General features: G+C 58.3%; 7 protein-coding genes. 5 read left to right on the forward strand and 2 right to left on the reverse strand.

Features of this window, described 5'->3' with window-relative positions; all coding sequences use genetic code 11:
* Positions 1-486: 486 nt before the first annotated feature.
* Entirely contained in the window at positions 487-9,078 is an 8,592-nt protein-coding gene (locus IEW65_RS09385; RefSeq protein WP_229755522.1) for a glycoside hydrolase family 94 protein, read from the reverse strand.
* Between the two features lie 203 nt (positions 9,079-9,281).
* The gene (locus tag IEW65_RS09390; protein ID WP_188639215.1) at positions 9,282-9,896 is read right to left on the reverse strand and encodes a CDP-alcohol phosphatidyltransferase family protein; all 615 of its coding nucleotides are present in this window, start codon (positions 9,894-9,896) and stop codon (positions 9,282-9,284) included.
* A 242-nt stretch (positions 9,897-10,138) separates the two neighbouring features.
* Here IEW65_RS09390 and IEW65_RS09395 point away from each other — a divergent pair, with 242 nt between their 5' ends.
* The 5 genes from IEW65_RS09395 to IEW65_RS09415 all read left to right on the forward strand — a co-directional run bounded on the left by IEW65_RS09395 (position 10,139) and on the right by IEW65_RS09415 (position 16,951).
* Positions 10,139-11,779, forward strand: a complete 1,641-nt coding sequence (locus IEW65_RS09395; RefSeq protein ID WP_188639460.1) for an SLC13 family permease — start codon at positions 10,139-10,141, stop codon at positions 11,777-11,779.
* Between the two features lie 109 nt (positions 11,780-11,888).
* Positions 11,889-13,037 (forward strand): exonuclease SbcCD subunit D, encoded by a 1,149-nt coding sequence (locus IEW65_RS09400; RefSeq protein ID WP_188639216.1) that lies wholly within the window; start codon positions 11,889-11,891, stop codon positions 13,035-13,037.
* Positions 13,034-15,637, forward strand: a complete 2,604-nt coding sequence (locus IEW65_RS09405; protein WP_188639217.1) for an AAA family ATPase — start codon at positions 13,034-13,036, stop codon at positions 15,635-15,637. Before IEW65_RS09400 ends, IEW65_RS09405 begins: the two co-directional genes overlap by 4 nt.
* 109 nt (positions 15,638-15,746) lie before the next feature.
* Positions 15,747-16,475 (forward strand): tellurite resistance TerB family protein, encoded by a 729-nt coding sequence (locus IEW65_RS09410; protein WP_188639218.1) that lies wholly within the window; start codon positions 15,747-15,749, stop codon positions 16,473-16,475.
* Positions 16,475-16,951: a phosphatidylglycerophosphatase A family protein gene (locus tag IEW65_RS09415; RefSeq protein WP_188639219.1), complete on the forward strand. Its 477-nt coding sequence runs from the start codon at positions 16,475-16,477 to the stop codon at positions 16,949-16,951. The genes IEW65_RS09410 and IEW65_RS09415 overlap by 1 nt, the downstream gene beginning before the upstream one ends.
* Positions 16,952-17,032: the final 81 nt, after the last annotated feature.

Genomic DNA, 17,032 nt, shown 5'->3' on the forward strand with positions numbered 1-17,032 from the left:
TAGTGTTAAACGCGCTATTTGTACGCGTGTTGTACTCTTCGAGGGTAATACAGGGGTTGGTGAGAATCAATCACCTTTTTTGCCGATAAAAAAATCCCCACGCTATGGGTGGGGATTTCGTTGAAAGCGGCGGGAGCTAGAAAGTAAAAGTAGCCAGTAGTGTTACCAGGCAACCTGTGAAAAAAGACACGGTCGCGACAGTAACTACATCCAGCTGTTTAGCTTTTGCACGGCTATGTTTTTGTTCCATAAGATATTTCTCAAGATGCTCTCGGCTGCCAGGCTGGGTGCCTTTGTAAATATGTTGACGGATCATCTGACCTCCCCATGTTTGGGCAATGTGTGTGATCCCCCTCAAAGAGAACAGCAGTGGCGTCACTGGTGCTATCGTTGCACGCTGTGTTGACTCTCCCATCATAGACCAGCGGTTGTGAAAGTGGGTTCATAAAAGCTATACAAAATGTTAACTATGGTGTCATGAGGAGGTCATCTTGAGGGTAGATGCAGCTCAAGATGATGCGGCTGACCGTCTAAGGGCACACGCAGGGGCTGCTCGTCAGAGAGTGACAGCGTGACGCCGTCCAGTACCGCGGAGCGCGCGGTGGTAGCGGCTTCCCTTGTGGTCGAGGGCTGGCTGACCCGAATACGGTATTCGCTGCTGCCCAAGGTGACGGTGGCGCTAAACGAAGGCCACGCGCTGGGTAGGCAGGGCGCGATCACTAACCAATGACCCTCGCGACGTATGCCGAGAATACCTTCCATGCCCGCCTGATACATCCAGCCGGCGGCCCCGGTATACCATGTCCAGCCACCACGGCCTTCGTGAGGTGGAACCGAGTAAACATCAGCCGCCACCACGTAAGGCTCGACTCGATAGCGCGCAGTCTCTTCGGCGGTCAGCGCATGGTTAATTGGGTTGAGCAGTGAGAAGAGGTGATGGGCACGATCGCCTTCGCCCAGTTTGGTGAAGGCCAGAATAGCCCACATGGCGGCGTGGCTATACTGCCCGCCGTTTTCGCGCATGCCGGGCGGATAGCCGCTAATGTAGCCGGGGTCGCGTTGGGGGTGATCAAACGGTGGCCAAAAGAGCAGCGCTAATGGCGGGGTTTGTCGTATCAAGTGGCGCTCTAAAGAGTCCATGGCTAGCGCTGCCCGTTCCGCGGGGGCAGCCCCAGAAAGTACCGCCCAAGACTGGGCAATAGAGTCAATCTGGCAGGCATCGCTGTACTGGCTGCCAAGCCAAGTGCCATCGTCGTAGGTGGCCCGCCGGTACCATTGGCCATCCCAGGTACTCTGTTCCAACGCGGAGCGTAGCGCGCTGGCCTGCTGCTGCCAGCGCTCTGCTCGGCGTTCACTCTCGGGTAGCTGAGGGTGCATGGCGTCATGCTGTTCAGCGTAGGGGATAAACAGGTCTAGCGTTTTAACCAGCAGCCAGCCCAACCACACGCTTTCCCCGCGCCCCTGCGCACCTACACGATTCATACCATCGTTCCAGTCGCCGCTGCCCATTAGCGGTAAGCCGTGTTTACCGAGCTGTGCTAACGAGATATCCAAGCCCCGTGCGCAGTGTTCATAAAGCGTGACGGTGTCTTGGGATACGCTAGGCAACGAAAAATGCTCTTGCTCATGGGGTGCCAGTAACGCACCGTTGAGAAAGCTGATCGGCTCATTCAGGACATCGCGGTCAAGGGAGGCATTGATATAACAAGCGCAGGCATACGCTAACCATACCCGATCATCGGAGATGCGTGTCCGCACCCCTTGCCCTGAGTGCGGCAACCACCAGTGCTGCACATCGCCCTCAGGAAACTGGCGCGAGGCGGCGCGCAGCAAGTGCTGGCGCGTGGTGTCCGGTTGGCTAAAGGTTAACGCCATGCCGTCCTGTAGCTGGTCGCGGAAGCCGTAAGCGCCGCTGGCTTGATAAAAAGCCGAACGGGCGGTTAGCCGACAGGCGATGGTTTGATACAGAAGCCAGCCGTTGAGCATGATATCCATGGTGCGGTCAGGCGTAGTGACTTGGATGGCATTTAACTGCGACTCCCAGTACTGGTTCAATGTGTCCAGTTCTGCATCCATATCAACATCGCGATAGCGCGCAATGAGCGCCTGCACGTGTTCAGTGGAGTCGCCTTGGCCTAGCAGCACCACGATGTCGGCGGTTTCTCCTGGCGCTAACGTGCACCTTCGTTGCAGCGCTGCGCAGGGGTCTATGCCTGCGCCTAGTGTGCCTGAAAGGGGACGTTTATGGCGTAGCCCGGCGGGCTCTGAAAGGCTTTTACCGTAACCAATAAACTCGCTGCGATCGGCTGTCCAACTCATTGGCGGCTCGCCAATATCCAAAAAAGCCACTCTGCCGGGAAAGGCGGCGTTCCAGGGGTTGGTGGCCAATAGCGCGCCGCTGCCTGCTGCCTGAGAGGTGATTAAAAACGGAGCCGATGCGCTACGCGACGTGCCAAGCACCCATTCAGCATAGGCAGTAACGGAGAGCTTGCGTACGCGGTTAGAGTGGTTGGTAATCCTCAGACGCGAGATGCGCAGCGGCTCTTCCAGAGGCACCAAATGAAGTAGGGTCATCGCTACCCCATCCACCCGGTGCTCAAACTGGCTGTAGCCAAAGCCATGTCTGGCCACGTAGCGCCCGGCATCGCGAAGCGGGCTGGCGGTAGCGGTATACAGGGCCAAGCTCTCTTCATCGCGAAGGTAAATAACATCCCCGCTGGGGTCGATCACCGGGTCATTGGACCAGGGCGTTAACTGGTTCTCTTTGCTGCTGTCTGCCCATAGGTAGCCCGCGCCGTCCGCCGAGACTTGGCAGCCAAACCGCTGATTCGCCATAACGTTAATCCAGGGGGCGGGGGTGGTGCGGTGGCTATCCAAGAGCGTGACGTACTCGCGGCCCTGCTTGTCAAAGCCCCCTAACCCATTAAAGCATTCAAGCGAAGTGGTGCCAGTGTCAGGGGGAGGGGTATTCAGCTTACGGGGCTGAGGGAGCGCGCGTTTAGTGGGGGGCGTAAAGGTGAGCGTCTTTGTTTCTTTCAGGGTGATCAGCAGTTGAGTGGCGATATCGCCACGCTCGGCCAGCAGGGCAACGCGCGCAATCGACAAGAGCTGCGCACGCGAGGTGGGGCTGATTAAATCAGCGCGTAGAGCAAAGATAGCGCCTTGGGTTTGGCCATCATGCATTCTCGGTCTGGCTTGGCTACTGAGTATAATGGCCTCGATGGCTTGCTGCAGGTCTTGCACGTAAGAAGAGCACCGCTCGTTAATCACTACGATATCCACTTCCAAACGCTTCATGCGCCAGTACTCCTGGGCGCGAAGCAGCTGATGGAGTTGCGCGATATCCATTAGCGAATCGATATGCAGTAGAACGATGGGTAAGTCGCCGGAAATACCGTGTTGCCAAAGCAGCGACTGTGGCCCGGCACCTCGTTGGATGGCTAAGGGGGGGGCTCTAAAACGGGCATCTGGATAAAGCAGTGGAGCCGCTAGGCGCTGAAAATCGGCAGCCTCATCAGGCTGTATGCCTAAGTGACGCAATTGGACCTGCGCTTGCGTCCAGGCCAGCAGTTTAGCGCGCTCAAAGGCGCTGCGATCATGATGCTTATCGATCAAGTCCATCAGCGCCTCTCGGGTAGCCGCCACCACCGTCCAAAAGGCGATACGGGCAACGCTGCCGGGGGTGACCCGCAGGCAATAGCGCAGGGCCAAAATGGGATCAAGTACACTGCCCACCGTACCGGTTAAGCGTTGACCTTCTGCCAGTGCGGCGGCGCTCAACACACCACGGCCCCGGCCAATAAAGGCGTCACGGCTCGTTTCATACTGCATATCACCCACGGTATCCCCTTCCACCACTGCGAAGTGGGCGACCCATACTGAGGGTTCGGTGGGCTCGCGCTGTCGCCGTGTGGCGATGAGTACGTTGAGCTCGGCCAGGTACTCGGTGACCACAAACATTTTTGCAAAGCATGGGTGAGCGTTGTCGGTGGCTGGCGTGGTGAGGACAAGCTCTGCATAGGAGGTCACATCGATATCGCAGGTATGGCGGCCGTTGTTGGTCAGGGTGAGCAGGCGAACCTCGCTGTCATCTTCTCCTGAGACCAGCACATCCAAGTGGCTGGAAATATCGTCGTGACGATGGGTGTAGCGTGCGTAATCTTCAGCAAACAGCGCGTGATTGGCGGTATCGTGAGAGCTGTTATGGTGTTCAGCGGTTTGCCCGGTGGCGGTCCATATGCCCGGATGGCGAGTATCGCGAAGGAAGATAGCGCAGCCCCAGGGGTTGCAAGTGGTATCGGGCTGCCAGCGGGTAATCGCCATGTGGTGCCAGCGGCTGTAGCCTCCGCCGGTTGCCGTCAACATAACGGAGTAGTGGCCGTTGGAGAGCAGGTGCGTCATCGGTGGTCCGTTCAGCGCCGTAGCAACGCGGCGCACGGCTTGGTCGTCGTTGGTGACTTGGCTGGCGGTGGATTTCACCTCTTCGGCCCGTGGGTAGGCAATCGCGACATCCCTGGGGATGCGTTCTTGCAGCAGCAGTTCGGTGGCTTGAATGATCGGTTCACGGTGAAAGCGGGCGCGCATTTTTCCCTGTTGCAGCGTATTAGCGATGGCCACCATGGTCATACCTTGGTGATGCGCCATATAGCTGCGTACTACTACGCCCTCTTCGCCAGCAGGGAGTCGCGAGCGAGTCAGGTCGATAGCTTCATAAAAGCCATAACGCCCACGAGCCCCCATCTCGGCTAAACGGCGATAATTCTGGTAGGCCGCTTCCGGGTCAATCATCGTGGCTAACCCCGTGGCATAGGGGGCCACCACTAAATCTGCCGACAGCCCGCGCTTTAGCCCCAACCCCGGCACGCCAAAATTAGAGTACTGGTAGGTGTGCTCAATATCCCGGGCGTTATACCCCGATTCAGAAATCCCCCAGGGGGCTGAAAACTGTTCAGCGTAGGCTTGTTGGCGCTTCACGACCAAGCGATTGGTCTGCTCTAGCAGGCTCCCCGCGGGCGCGCGCATCACCAATGACGGCATCAAGTACTCAAACATAGAACCCGACCAGGAGATCAACGCCGCGCCGCGTACAAGCGGAGTAGCTGCGCGGCCCAAACGCAGCCAGTGGCGGGTGGGCACGTCGCCTTTAGCAATGGCAAATAGGCTGGCCAGCCGTGCTTCCGAGGCCAGCAGGTCATAGCAGCTGCTGTCTAGGCAGTAGTCATCCAATGAATAGCCAATGGAGAGCAGCTGCCGCTCGCTATTGAGCAAGAACGCGAAATCCATGGACGTCGCCAGCCGCCGCGCTTGATGGGCCAACTGCTGGAGCTGAGCCGGACGGGCGCTGACCGAAAGCGACGCTCTTACTTGATCGTCACGATGCTGCGCCACTGCTTGATGAACGGCACTCACCCAGAATAGCGCCGTGTCACTTTCAGCATTGATCGAGGGCGTCAGCATCGCCTGTGCAGATACCACCGCCGCGCTGGTGAGCGATAATAAATCATTGACCGGTAGCGGCCCGGTGGTGTCTTCGTTTAACAGTGCATCAACGTACTGGAGCTGCTTTTCAAGGAGCTTGATGGCCGATGCGTCATGCTCGCCTGTTGAGGACGAAAAGCACGTAAGGGCCTCGACGGCGAGCATCAGCGTATCGGCGACGCCTTGGCGTGGGTTGGGAGGCGCTGCGTCTTGCCAGGTCTCGCAAGCGTTGGCCAGCGTAATCAGGTGGCCTGCCAGGTTGCCGCTATCCACGGTTGATACATAGCGCGGGTCGAGTGGGCGAACGTCTGCGGTGGCGTACCAGTTATAAAAGTGGCCCCGGAAGCGCGGCAGCGTCTGCATGACGCCCAGGGTAGTGGCTAGGCGGTGCAGGGCTTCCTGGCTACTAATCCAACCAAAGTCCCGTGCGGCGACGGTCGCTAATAAATAAAGCCCCATGTTAGTGGGCGAGGTGCGCTGGGCCACGACCGGTTGAGGTGCTTCCTGGAAGTTATCGGGCGGCAGGTAGTGGCTGTCGCTATTCACGAAGGTTTCAAAGTAGCGCCATGTTTGGCGAGCGATCAGCCGTAGCGCTTGCGCGGTCTCTGCCGAGGGTTGGGGATGAGTCGCAGCGCTGGCTGTGCTGCTGAGCCAAGCGGCGATGTAAGGCGCTGCCAACCACAGCAGCGCAATAGGCAGTACCATGCCCCACACTTGGCTATTGAAGCCGAGTGCCGCTACGGCAGCAGCCAAACCCAGGGCAGTGCTAGGGGCCATGTATTGGTAAAACCCTAGTGCGCTAAGCTGAGGGCGCTTCATGGTCTGTGCCGCGGAGGTCCACTCCAGCAAGTGGCGGTGGGTAACGAATAAACGCGTGAGCGTGCAGCTGATGGCGCTCATCATGCGCCACGCCTGGTCTGGCAGGAAAATAAGCTGCACCAGCGTTTGCTTGGCGCCCAGCAGCAGTTCAGCCAACCACTGTTGAAAGTGGTGGCGAAGATTTACCCCAGGTTGTAGCGGAATAAAGGCAGCCCATAGCGACAAGATGACCGGGGCACCTAACATCAGGATAACGATCAAGGTGCTGACTAAGGCCATCAGTGGGGGTAACTGCCAGCTAACGGCCAAGCAGGCCAGCAGCAGCGGTGGCAGTAGCGAGCGTCGCAGATTACCCAGTGCTTTCAAACGTCCAATGGGGGGTAATGCATCGTTCAGTAACCATGGCAGTAGCTGCCAATCACCGCGAACCCAGCGGTGCTGGCGCTTGGCGACCACATCGTAACGATTCGGAAAATCCTCCACCACCTCGATATCCGACGCCAACCCCGCGCGGGCAAAAACCCCTTCAAACATATCGTGGCTGAGCAAGCTGTTCTCAGGAATACGGCCGGTTAACGACGCTTCAAAGGCGTCGATATGGTAAATCCCTTTGCCTGCATAGGATCCTTCACCTACCAAGTCTTGATACAGATCGGAAATCGCCGCTGCGTAGGGCTCTATACCGCCGGGGGCAGAGCACAGCCTTTGATAGGTGGAACCGCTGCCGGACATGGGGAGCGACTGAGTCACCCGAGGCTGCAAAATGGCATAGCCTTCGACCACCCGCTGTTGGCGCGGGTCCAGGCGCGGATGGTTTAAGGGGTGTGCGAGCTTACCAATCAGTTTGCTGGCGGCCCCTCGAGGTAGGCGAGTGTCGGCATCCAGGGTGATGACGTAGTGAACGCCGATAGGCAGGAGCGGGGGGGCGATAAAGGTGGTGTCGGTGGCGCCGCGTAACAGCCGGTTCAATTCGCGCAGCTTACCGCGCTTTCGCTCCCAGCCCATCCAGCACTGCTCGCGAGCATTGAAAACACGCCTGCGATGGAGCCAAAAAAAGCGCTGCTCATTGCCAGAGGGGCAGTAGCGATCGTTGAGCTGCTGAATACGTTGCTCTGCAATGCGAAATAGCGCGGCCTCATGGGGTAGCGTTTCGCACGGCGCGTCCACACCATCCGAGAGTAAGGCGTAGCTAATGGCACCATCGCCGCTGCTTAAATAGTGCACTTCAAGGCGATTAAGCTGCTCTTGTAAATCGGCCTCGTTGGTTAACAGCGTGGGAACAGCAACTAATGTTCTTAGCGCAGCGGGCACGCCTTTGGAGAGATCCAGGCTGGGCAGAGGCTCGGCACCAATGCTGTGAATCACAAAGCGATTGACGATCAGCGTGGCGACTTCAATCAGCGGCAGCAGGCTGATAATGCCCAACAGCACCAGCCACGGTACAGGCACCGCCTGAGGGGAAGCCGCGAGCCAGAGCAGCCATCCTGCCAGTGCAGCAAGTAGCACGGTGGTCATGGAAAGCAGCGTGACATAGCCCGGAATACCGTTATTGATCAGCCGTTGGCGAAAACGGCGGCGCAAAGCCGGGCGAAAGTGCAGCCGTTTCTCTAAGGCGGCTCTTCCCGCCGCCACCAACACGTAGCCGGGGTCACCGATGCGGGCTGCTTCACTATCATCTGCTGCGGTTTTCATGGCGTCACGACAGGCGCTGAGTGCGTGGTGGGTGACGTCAATTTCGCTGTAGGAAGAGCCCCGGGCCAGTTCCTCTATAGCGCTGCGGTATTGGTTGCGTGTGGCAAAATCGTAGTGTGCAAAGTGGCTATGTTGGCCCAGCAAGGCATCGACCAAGCTGACGCTCTCAAGCAGTTCAGCCCAATCAGTGCTGGCAATAAACCGCATGCTGGTGATGATATTGCGCATGGTGACGCTCGCCGCGCCTTGGCGCTGTTGCGCATTTTGTACCACGTCATCAATACTCTCTCCCTGAGTGTGTAATTGCTCTGAAAGCCAGCAAGCCAGCGTGCTGGTGCGGGGGTTGATACCGCGTAAGCGTTTCGCCAACTGGGCGGTAAAAGAGGCAGAAAGGGGAGCCTTTTGCAGCGTAAAAGAGGGAAAATCATGCGCGTTTTGCTCCACCAGCCATTTTGTGGCGAGTGCATCGGCTTTATCTCGGGCGCTTTGCTCTTCGGTGATTTGATCGGCCAGACGGCGCAGGTTTTCCACCAAGACAATACGCAGCGTAATGGCGACCGCCCATAGCTCGCCAATTGTTAACGGCTGTTCGCGTTGGTAAGCGGTGAGAAAAGCCTGCAGGTTGGCCAGTTCTAGATGGCTGTCGGTATGGGCCACAAATGCCCAAGCGATACCGAACACCCGCGGGTAACCCGCAAACGGCCCATCGGCCAGCTTTGGTAACTGGCGGTAATAGCCAGGCGGTAAATTACCGCGAATTTCCCGTATCTGTGCCTCAATCAGGTGATAATTATCCAGTAACCAAGCTGCAGCAGGCACAATATCGCGCCCTTCTGCCAGGGTTGCTGCACAGGCGCGGTAGGCAGACAGCAGAACACTGGCGTTTTCGTTGAGACGTCGGGATAAGGAGACCACTCTAGGGGGTGTTTGCGTCACGACCTGAGCCAACGCCAGGCTGAGCGCGTGCTGTTCCAGTCGCTCTGCGCTGAAGAGTTCTTCACGCACGGGGGCGGTCGAGTTCCAGAGTGATGCAGAAGCGTTATATCGGCGCACACGCTGAAAAAAGGGCGATTGGAATAAAAGAGTCACGGCTACCATCCTGGTTTCGCTGCGAATACCGCACCCAAGTACTGTCAACAAGAACTAGCAACAAGTACTAGCAACAAGTACAGGGCTTCCTTACCAAGACGATGGTCGCAATGACCGTGACTGTCGGTTCGTTAACGCACATTACGGCCACAAACGCAGAGGCTGCAGCGCCGCTGTTATGCGCCTCATGTTGCTGGCTCTGGTTAGGGTTGGCGCAGCGTCCAGTAGCCGCCCCATAGCCGTGTAGCCGTGGTGATGAGGCAAGCCGCGGCGAACAGGCTGGCCAGTAGCGGGAACGCCTTCGGAAATAGACAAAACAGCACCAGCGCAGCAACCGTCTCGGTGCCTTCGGTCAGGCCCTCTAAGTAGTAAAAGGCTTTTTGAGGAAAGTTAGGGCGCTCCACTTGGCGTGCTTTCGCGGCAATCGCAAAGGCTAAAAACGACGTGCCGGTGCCAATAAACGCAAACAGCAGTAGCGCGGCGGGTAGGGCATTTTGTATCGGATTCGCGAGTGCAAACCCGAGCACCACGGCAGCGTAAAAGACAAAGTCCAGCCCTATATCCAGAAATCCACCGGCGTCGCTTTGCTGGCCGCTCAGGCGTGCCAGAGCACCATCGATGCCATCTCCTACGCGATTGAGCAAAATCGCGATTAAAGCCAATCCATACTGCTCAAACGCCAGCAATGGCAGGGCGCTGATACCGATCACAAACGCGGTCAGCGTGACCTGGTCGGGGGTGATTTTTCGCTGGTGTAAGGCGTGAGCAAGATAACGAAGTGGGCGCTGGGTGAGTGGCATGGTAAAGCGGTCTAACACAATGATATCTCCGTAAAAGGGGGGCGTTTTAATGTTAGTCGATACTAATAGTTGCGACTAAAGTGGTTAGACTTTGGTTGTAATTGCTGCCAATTTACTGGACTAATGGCCTATTGCAGTGAATAAAGGGCACCACAAAAGCCAGCGGCGCTGGCAAAAACGCCATAGGGCCAGCAATGTCCTGAGCCCTTTCGTTCACCCTGACTGCGAGCGGTACTTTAATAATGCGCAGAACTGCTACGATGACGCTGTGGGATCAGCTTTGGCACTCCCACGATCAAGTCAAAAATCTCCTCATGTGTGCGTTGCCGACCTCAAGTACCGGTGGCTCCTCATCCCGCGATGCTGATGGCACCCAGGGCAGCAGCGGCCACTCACCCCGCCCACCTGCGTATAACCGAGCGCAGAAAATCGGCTTGGTGCTGGGCCCGTTGCTGTTTGCACTGGTAGTGATGTTTTTCCACCCTGCCGATCTTAGCTTTGAAGGGCGGATGGTTCTGGCTACCACCTTATGGGTGGCAGTGTGGTGGATTACGGAGGCCATTCCCATTCCGGTGACCTCGCTGTTGCCGATTATCCTGCTGCCGATTACCGGCGCGTTGGATGGCAATACGGTCACCGCCGCCTACGGTAACCCGATTATTTTCCTGTTCCTGGGCGGCTTTATGATCGCTTTGGCGATGGAGAAGTGGGATCTGCACAAGCGCATTGCGCTGTCGATCATCTCCGTGCTCGGCACCAGTATTAACAGCATCGTGTTCGGCTTTATGGCTGCCACGGGCTTTTTGTCCATGTGGGTGTCCAATACCGCCGCCGTCATGATGATGCTGCCCATTGGCACCGCCATTGTCTACCAGGTCACTCAGGAGCTGAACAAAACCGAGGGTGACCATAGCGATGAGATCGATAAATTCAGCAAATCGCTGATTTTTGGTGTGGGCTACGGTGGCACCATTGGCGGTTTGGGCACGCTGATCGGCACGCCGCCGAACATTATCCTGGCGGCGATTGTGAACGAGCTGTTTGGCGTGGAGATCTCGTTTGCCGCATGGCTCATGTTTGCCTTCCCGGTGGTGGTCACGCTGCTGGTGATTGGCTGGATTATGCTCACGCGCTTTATTTACCCGATTAAGCTCGCCAAGCTGCCGGGCGGCCGCGCGCTGATCCGTAAAGAGAAAGAGGCGCTGGGTAAAATCTCCTTTGAAGAAAAAGCGGTGCTCGGTGTGTTCCTGTTTGCCGCGTTTTTCTGGATTACCCGCTCGTTCCTGTGGCAGGGCCAGATCATTAATATTCCTGGCATTAACGACACCATGATTGCGATTACCGCTGCCGTGGCGCTGTTTCTGATTCCTTCCCCCAACAAAGGCGGCTGCCTGCTGGGGTGGGATGTGGCCAAAGACGTACCGTGGGGCATCTTGCTGCTGTTCGGCGGTGGCTTGGCGATTGCTGCAGGCTTTGGCTCATCGGGCCTCGCTTCTTGGATTGGCGGCCAAATGAGCGTGCTGGAAGGCGTAAACTTCCTGCTGGTGATTCTGCTGGCCACCGGCATGGTGCTGTTCTTGACCGAAATTACCTCCAACACGGCCACGGCCACGATGATTTTGCCGGTATTGGCATCGCTTGCGCTGGCGCTGAATATTCACCCGTTCGTACTGATGGTGCCAGCGGCCATGGCGGCTAACTGCGCCTTTATGCTGCCAGTAGGCACGCCGCCTAACGCGATCATCTTCGCCACCGGCAAAATCAAAATCATTGAGATGGTGCGTAACGGTTTCTGGCTGAACATTATTGCGATGTTCCTGATTGTGGCTGCGGTCTACTTCCTGCTGCCGATGCTGTGGGGCGTGGATCTCACCACCTACCCGGACGCATTTAGAGACTAAGGCCTCATATGTTCCGTGTTCATTGCCCCGCCTTGTGCGGGGCTTTTTCATGGGTGAATCCCAGGCGCGATTGCTATGATGGCGACACACTTTTTGTATCGAGCCTGTCATGCGATTACTTCACACCGCCGATTGGCATTTGGGCCGGCTGTTTCACAACCTTTCCCTGCTGGACGACCAGCGTCATGTGCTGGAACAACTGCTGGAGATTATCGACCGCGAGCAGGTGGATGCCGTGCTGGTGGCGGGCGATATTTACGACCGCTCGGTGCCTCCGGCAGCGGCGGTTACGCTGTTGGATGAGATATTAGGCGAGCTGTGCGAGAAGCGCGGCCTGCCGGTCGTGATGATTTCCGGTAACCACGACGGTGCCGAGCGGCTGGGGTTTGGCGCACGCCACTTGCGCCAGGCCGGGCTGCATATCCTCACCGACCTAGCCAGCTGCGACCAGCCGGTCACGCTGACGATTGGCGATGACACGGTGGATATCTTCGGCATCCCCTACGCCGATCCAGAATATGTACGCAGCGAATTTGGCGAAGACGTGCGCGACTTCGACAGCGCCCATCGCTACCTGCTGGAGCGTATTGAGGCACAGCGCCAGCCGGGGCGCCCGACGCTACTGATGAGCCACTGTTTTGTCGATGGCGGCACGGCCAGCGACTCCGAACGCCCGCTCACCCTAGGCGGTGCGGAAAGCGTGGCTTGGGAGCCCATGCAAAGTTTTGACTACGTAGCGCTTGGCCATCTTCACGGCCCCCAAATTCGCGGCGGCGAGCATATTCGCTATAGCGGCTCGCTGCTGAAGTACAGCTTCTCCGAAGCCACCCAGCGCAAAGGTGTCACCCTGGTAGAGGTGGGGCGCGAAGGCGTCACCCAAATAGCCCACCATCCGCTGCTGCCCCGCCGGGATGTGCGCGTGTTAGAAGGTGAGCTGGCGCAGCTGCTGGCCCAAGGGGTCAATGACCCCCACGCCGATGACTACCTGCTAGTGCGCCTCACCGACCGCCACGCCATTCTTGACCCCATGGGCAAACTACGGGCGGTGTACCCCAACGTGCTGCACCTGGAAAAGCCCGGCATGCTGGAAGCAAAAGGCCGCCAGCAGCTGGACCGCGAGCGGCTCACGTTCAGCGCACTGGATATGTTTAGCGACTTTTTCACCCAAACCAGCGGCGAGCCGATGAGTGATGAGCAAGCCCGCGCCATGGGCGAGCTGATCACCACCCTGAGCCGCGAGCAGGAGGGCCAAGCATGACGCCATTAACGCTCACCATGCAGGCCTTTGGCCCTTTTGCCGGTAGCGAAACTATCGACTTCACCGCGCTGGGCAAAAGCCCGCTGTTTCTGATTAACGGCCCCACTGGCGCGGGCAAAAGCTCAATCCTCGATGCCATCTGTTTTGCGCTTTATGGCCAAACCACTGGCAACGAGCGCGACGCTGGTCAGATGCGCTGCGACCAGGCGGATGCCACCCTGCTTACTGAAGTCACCTTGGATTTCCGCCTGCGTAATGACACCTATCGGGTGCGCCGCGTTCCCCAGCAGGAGCGTCCCAAAGCGCGGGGGGAAGGCACGACCACCCAAAATGCCGAAGCTCAGCTCTGGCGGCTAACGCCCCAAGGTACAGAGGATGAGTGCCTAGTGGCCCGCAGCGTGACCGATGCCACCAGCCAATTGCAGGGCCTGTTGGGAGTCGACGCCCGCCAGTTCCGCCAAGTCATGGTGCTCCCCCAAGGTAAATTTCGCGAGCTGTTGCTGGCGGGCTCTAAAGAGCGTGAGGAGATTTTTGCCCAGCTGTTCCAGACGCAGATTTTTCAGCGTATCGAACAGCGTTTACTGGATCAGGCCAAACACATCGTTCGTGAGGTGAATGACCATCGGCAGCGAGTACAGGGAATGCTCTCAGCAAGCGATGTCGAGAGCGAAGCCGCCCTTAACGAGGCACTCGCGGCGCTATCACCCGATTATCAAGCTGCCAAGCATGCGCTTACCACGGCGAGTGAGCAGCGCGAGCAGGCCGTAACGGCTGCCCAGGCGGGCACGACGTTGGCCCGTCAGTTCGAGCAGCATGCCGCGCTGGTTAGCGCAAAAGCGTCCCTGCTTGAGCAGCAGCCTGCGGTACAGCACGCTCAAGAACAGCTGCGACAGCACGAGCAGACCCAAACCTTGGCGACGCCGTTTTATACGCTGCAAAGCGCCCAGAAAAACGCCACCGCCACCCAGCGTGAATGCCAAGCAGCCGAGCAGTCCATTGCCCCACGCCAGGCCGCCCACCAGCAGGCCCAGGCATGGCTGGAGAAGGCCAATGCCCAGCACGAGCAACTGCCCACTCTGCAGCGTCAGGCCTATGAGCGGGAGCAATCTCTTGCTAAGTGGCAGGAGCTGGCCACGCTTGAAGGGCAGCACCAAACGCTCGCCAGTCAGGCGGCTCAAGCCCTTGAATCGGCTGAGCAAAAGCAGCGTGCTGCCACCCAGCAAGAGCAGCACGCCATTGAGCAGGAGATGCGCTGGCACCAGGGCCAAGCGGCACTGCTCGCCCAGCAGCTGGATAACGGCCAACCCTGCCCAGTGTGTGGTAGTCGCGAGCATCCAGCCCCTGCCATACCTGCTCAGGCGCTGGTGACTCAGGAGGAGGTGAAGCAGTCGCGGGATGCTTATGAGCGCGCTCGCCAGGCTTGGATTAGCGCTCAGCAAGCCGCTCAGCGTTTGGAGCAGCAGGCAAACCACCTAGACGAGCAGTGCCAACAGCTGCGCGGGCAGTTAGGGGAAGGCTCTTCACTGGAAGTATTGAAGGCCTCGTTGGCCAGCGTAAAGCGCGAGATAGACACTTGTGAACAGACCTGGAAAGCCGCCCATGCCCAGGCCCAAGCCGCCCATACGGCGTTCACCCAAGCGCAAACTACGCTCACCGAAGCCGCCCAGCGCCAAGCAGAGGCGCAGCGCGCGCTGGAAACCGCTCAAGCCGAGTGGCAAGCAGCGCTGCAAGTAAGCCCCTTTAGCGATGAGCAGGCGTTTACCGCGGCTCGCCTTGAAGCGTCGGAGCAGCAGCGCCTGAGCGATACCGTCGCACGCTTTCAGCGGGAGCTGGCAAAGCTGGATGGGCAAATTGAGTCCAGCGAGCCGCTGCTGGAAGGCAAGGCACTCCCTGATGTTGCCGCTCTCAACGCCAACGCCGACGCGGCCAAAACCCATGAGGAGGCCTCCCGGCAAACGTACCAGCGCTTGGCGGCGCGCTTCGACCAGCTGACTGACACTCAGCAGCGCTTGGCGAACGCCCGCCGCGCAGAGGCAGCGCTAGAGGAGCAGTACAAACTGTGGGGCACGCTCAGCGAAGTCGCTAACGGACGCACAGGTAACCGCATCAGCCTGCAGCGCTTCGTGCTGGGCGTACTGCTGGACGACGTGTTGATTCAAGCCTCTGAACGTTTGGTGCGCATGAGCCGAGGGCGCTATCAGTTAGTGCGCCGGGAAGATCCCTCTAAAGGCAATAAAGCGTCTGGTCTCGAGCTGGACGTGGCCGATACCTACACCGGCAAAAATCGCCCGGTGGCCACGCTCTCTGGTGGGGAGTCGTTTATGGCGGCGCTGTCGCTGGCCCTGGGGCTTTCCGATGTGGTGCAGGCCTACGCGGGCGGTATTCAGCTGGATACGCTATTTATTGATGAAGGCTTTGGCAGCCTGGATCAGGATGCCCTGGATCAAGCCATTGCCATGTTGAGCGAGCTGCAAATGAGCGGGCGCATGATTGGGATTATTTCCCACGTCAGCGAACTCAAAGAGCAGATGCCGGTTCGTATTGAGGTGAGCGCTAGCCGTCACGGTAGTTCGGTTGCGGTGAGAGGGGCGCTGAGCTAAGCGTTAGCGCGGGGTTAGTTCATGCTGCATTCATGTAGCATGCGTTATAACAAGGGTTAAACGACCCGCGTTCGACCCGTCGAATGAATGTCTATTGAGGAGTACAAGGATGAACGCAAGCAAAATTCTACAGCAGCTGATGAGTCAGGCCAGTGGTAGCAAAGGCAGCAGCGGTGGCATGGATGTGAAAGGTGTGATTGATGGTCTCTCCCGCCATTTAGGCGGTAATAGCAGCCAAGGCACGCGTCAAAGCAGCGGTTCCAGCGGTTTTGATATGAAAAGTCTGCTGGGCGGCGGTGCCATGGGCATGCTGGTGGGTTCAAAACGGGGTCGTAGCATGGGCGGCAAAGCGTTGAAATATGGCGCGATTGCGGGTGTGGGCATGCTGGCGTGGAAAGCGTGGCAAAGCTCCCAGGAAAAGAAAGGCGCCGCGACCCAATCCTCCTCAGAAGGCGAGCGAGTCGAAGTATTGAGCGGTGAGTATCAAGAGCGCCGCAGCCTGGAGCTGTTGCAGGCGATGATCATGGCCGCCCGGGCCGATGGTCATATCGATGAGCAGGAACAGGCGCTAATTACCGATCAGATCGATGCCCTTGGCGCAGATCAGGAGATGCACCGCTGGGTGGAACAGCAGTTAAAAGCGCCGCTGGATGCCCAGGCACTGGCCCGTGAAGCGGATTCCCCCCAGGCAGCTCGCGAGATGTATTTGATTAGCGTGGCAGTGATTGACGACCAGAACCCCATGGAGCGGGCTTGGTTGGATCAACTGGCCAGCGCGCTAAACCTAACGCCAGAGATGGCGGCGGAGCTTGAGCATCAGGCACAGCAGGCTGGCTAATGCTCGATACGTTGAATGTTTGGCTAGCCACCGGCTTTGGGCTGGGGCTAGCGCCCGTTGCGCCAGGTACCTTTGGTTCACTGATTGGCTTGCCGCTGGCGTGGTGGCTTTTGGGCCGCCCGACTGGGCAGCAGGCCGCCATTATGGCGCTCCTTGTGGTGGCCGCCGTACCGGTGTGCCATGTAGCGGCATGGCACTACGATGGGTTGGATCACGGTAGCATTGTCGCCGATGAGTACGTCGCTTTTCCGTTAGCGGTGCTGGGGCTAAAAGCCGCTCGCCATCCGTTGGTTCTGGCCTTGGCGTTTGGCGTGTACCGCTTTTTTGATGCCTTAAAACCGCCGCCTATTCATTTAGCGGAGTATGTCACTGGCGGGTTGGGCATTGTGTTGGATGACGTGATTGCCGCGCTGGTAAGCTGGCTGGTGGTCGCCCTGTTGGTGACGCTATGGCAGCGTCGGCGGCAAATCGCCTAACGCTGCTTTTAAAATACGCTACCCATAAAAACGCCGCAGGTCGTGGAAACGACACTGCGGCGTTTTTATGGGTTAGCCCAT

Source organism: Vreelandella lutescens, from assembly GCF_014640815.1.
GTDB classification, from domain to species: Bacteria; Pseudomonadota; Gammaproteobacteria; order Pseudomonadales; family Halomonadaceae; genus Vreelandella; species Vreelandella lutescens.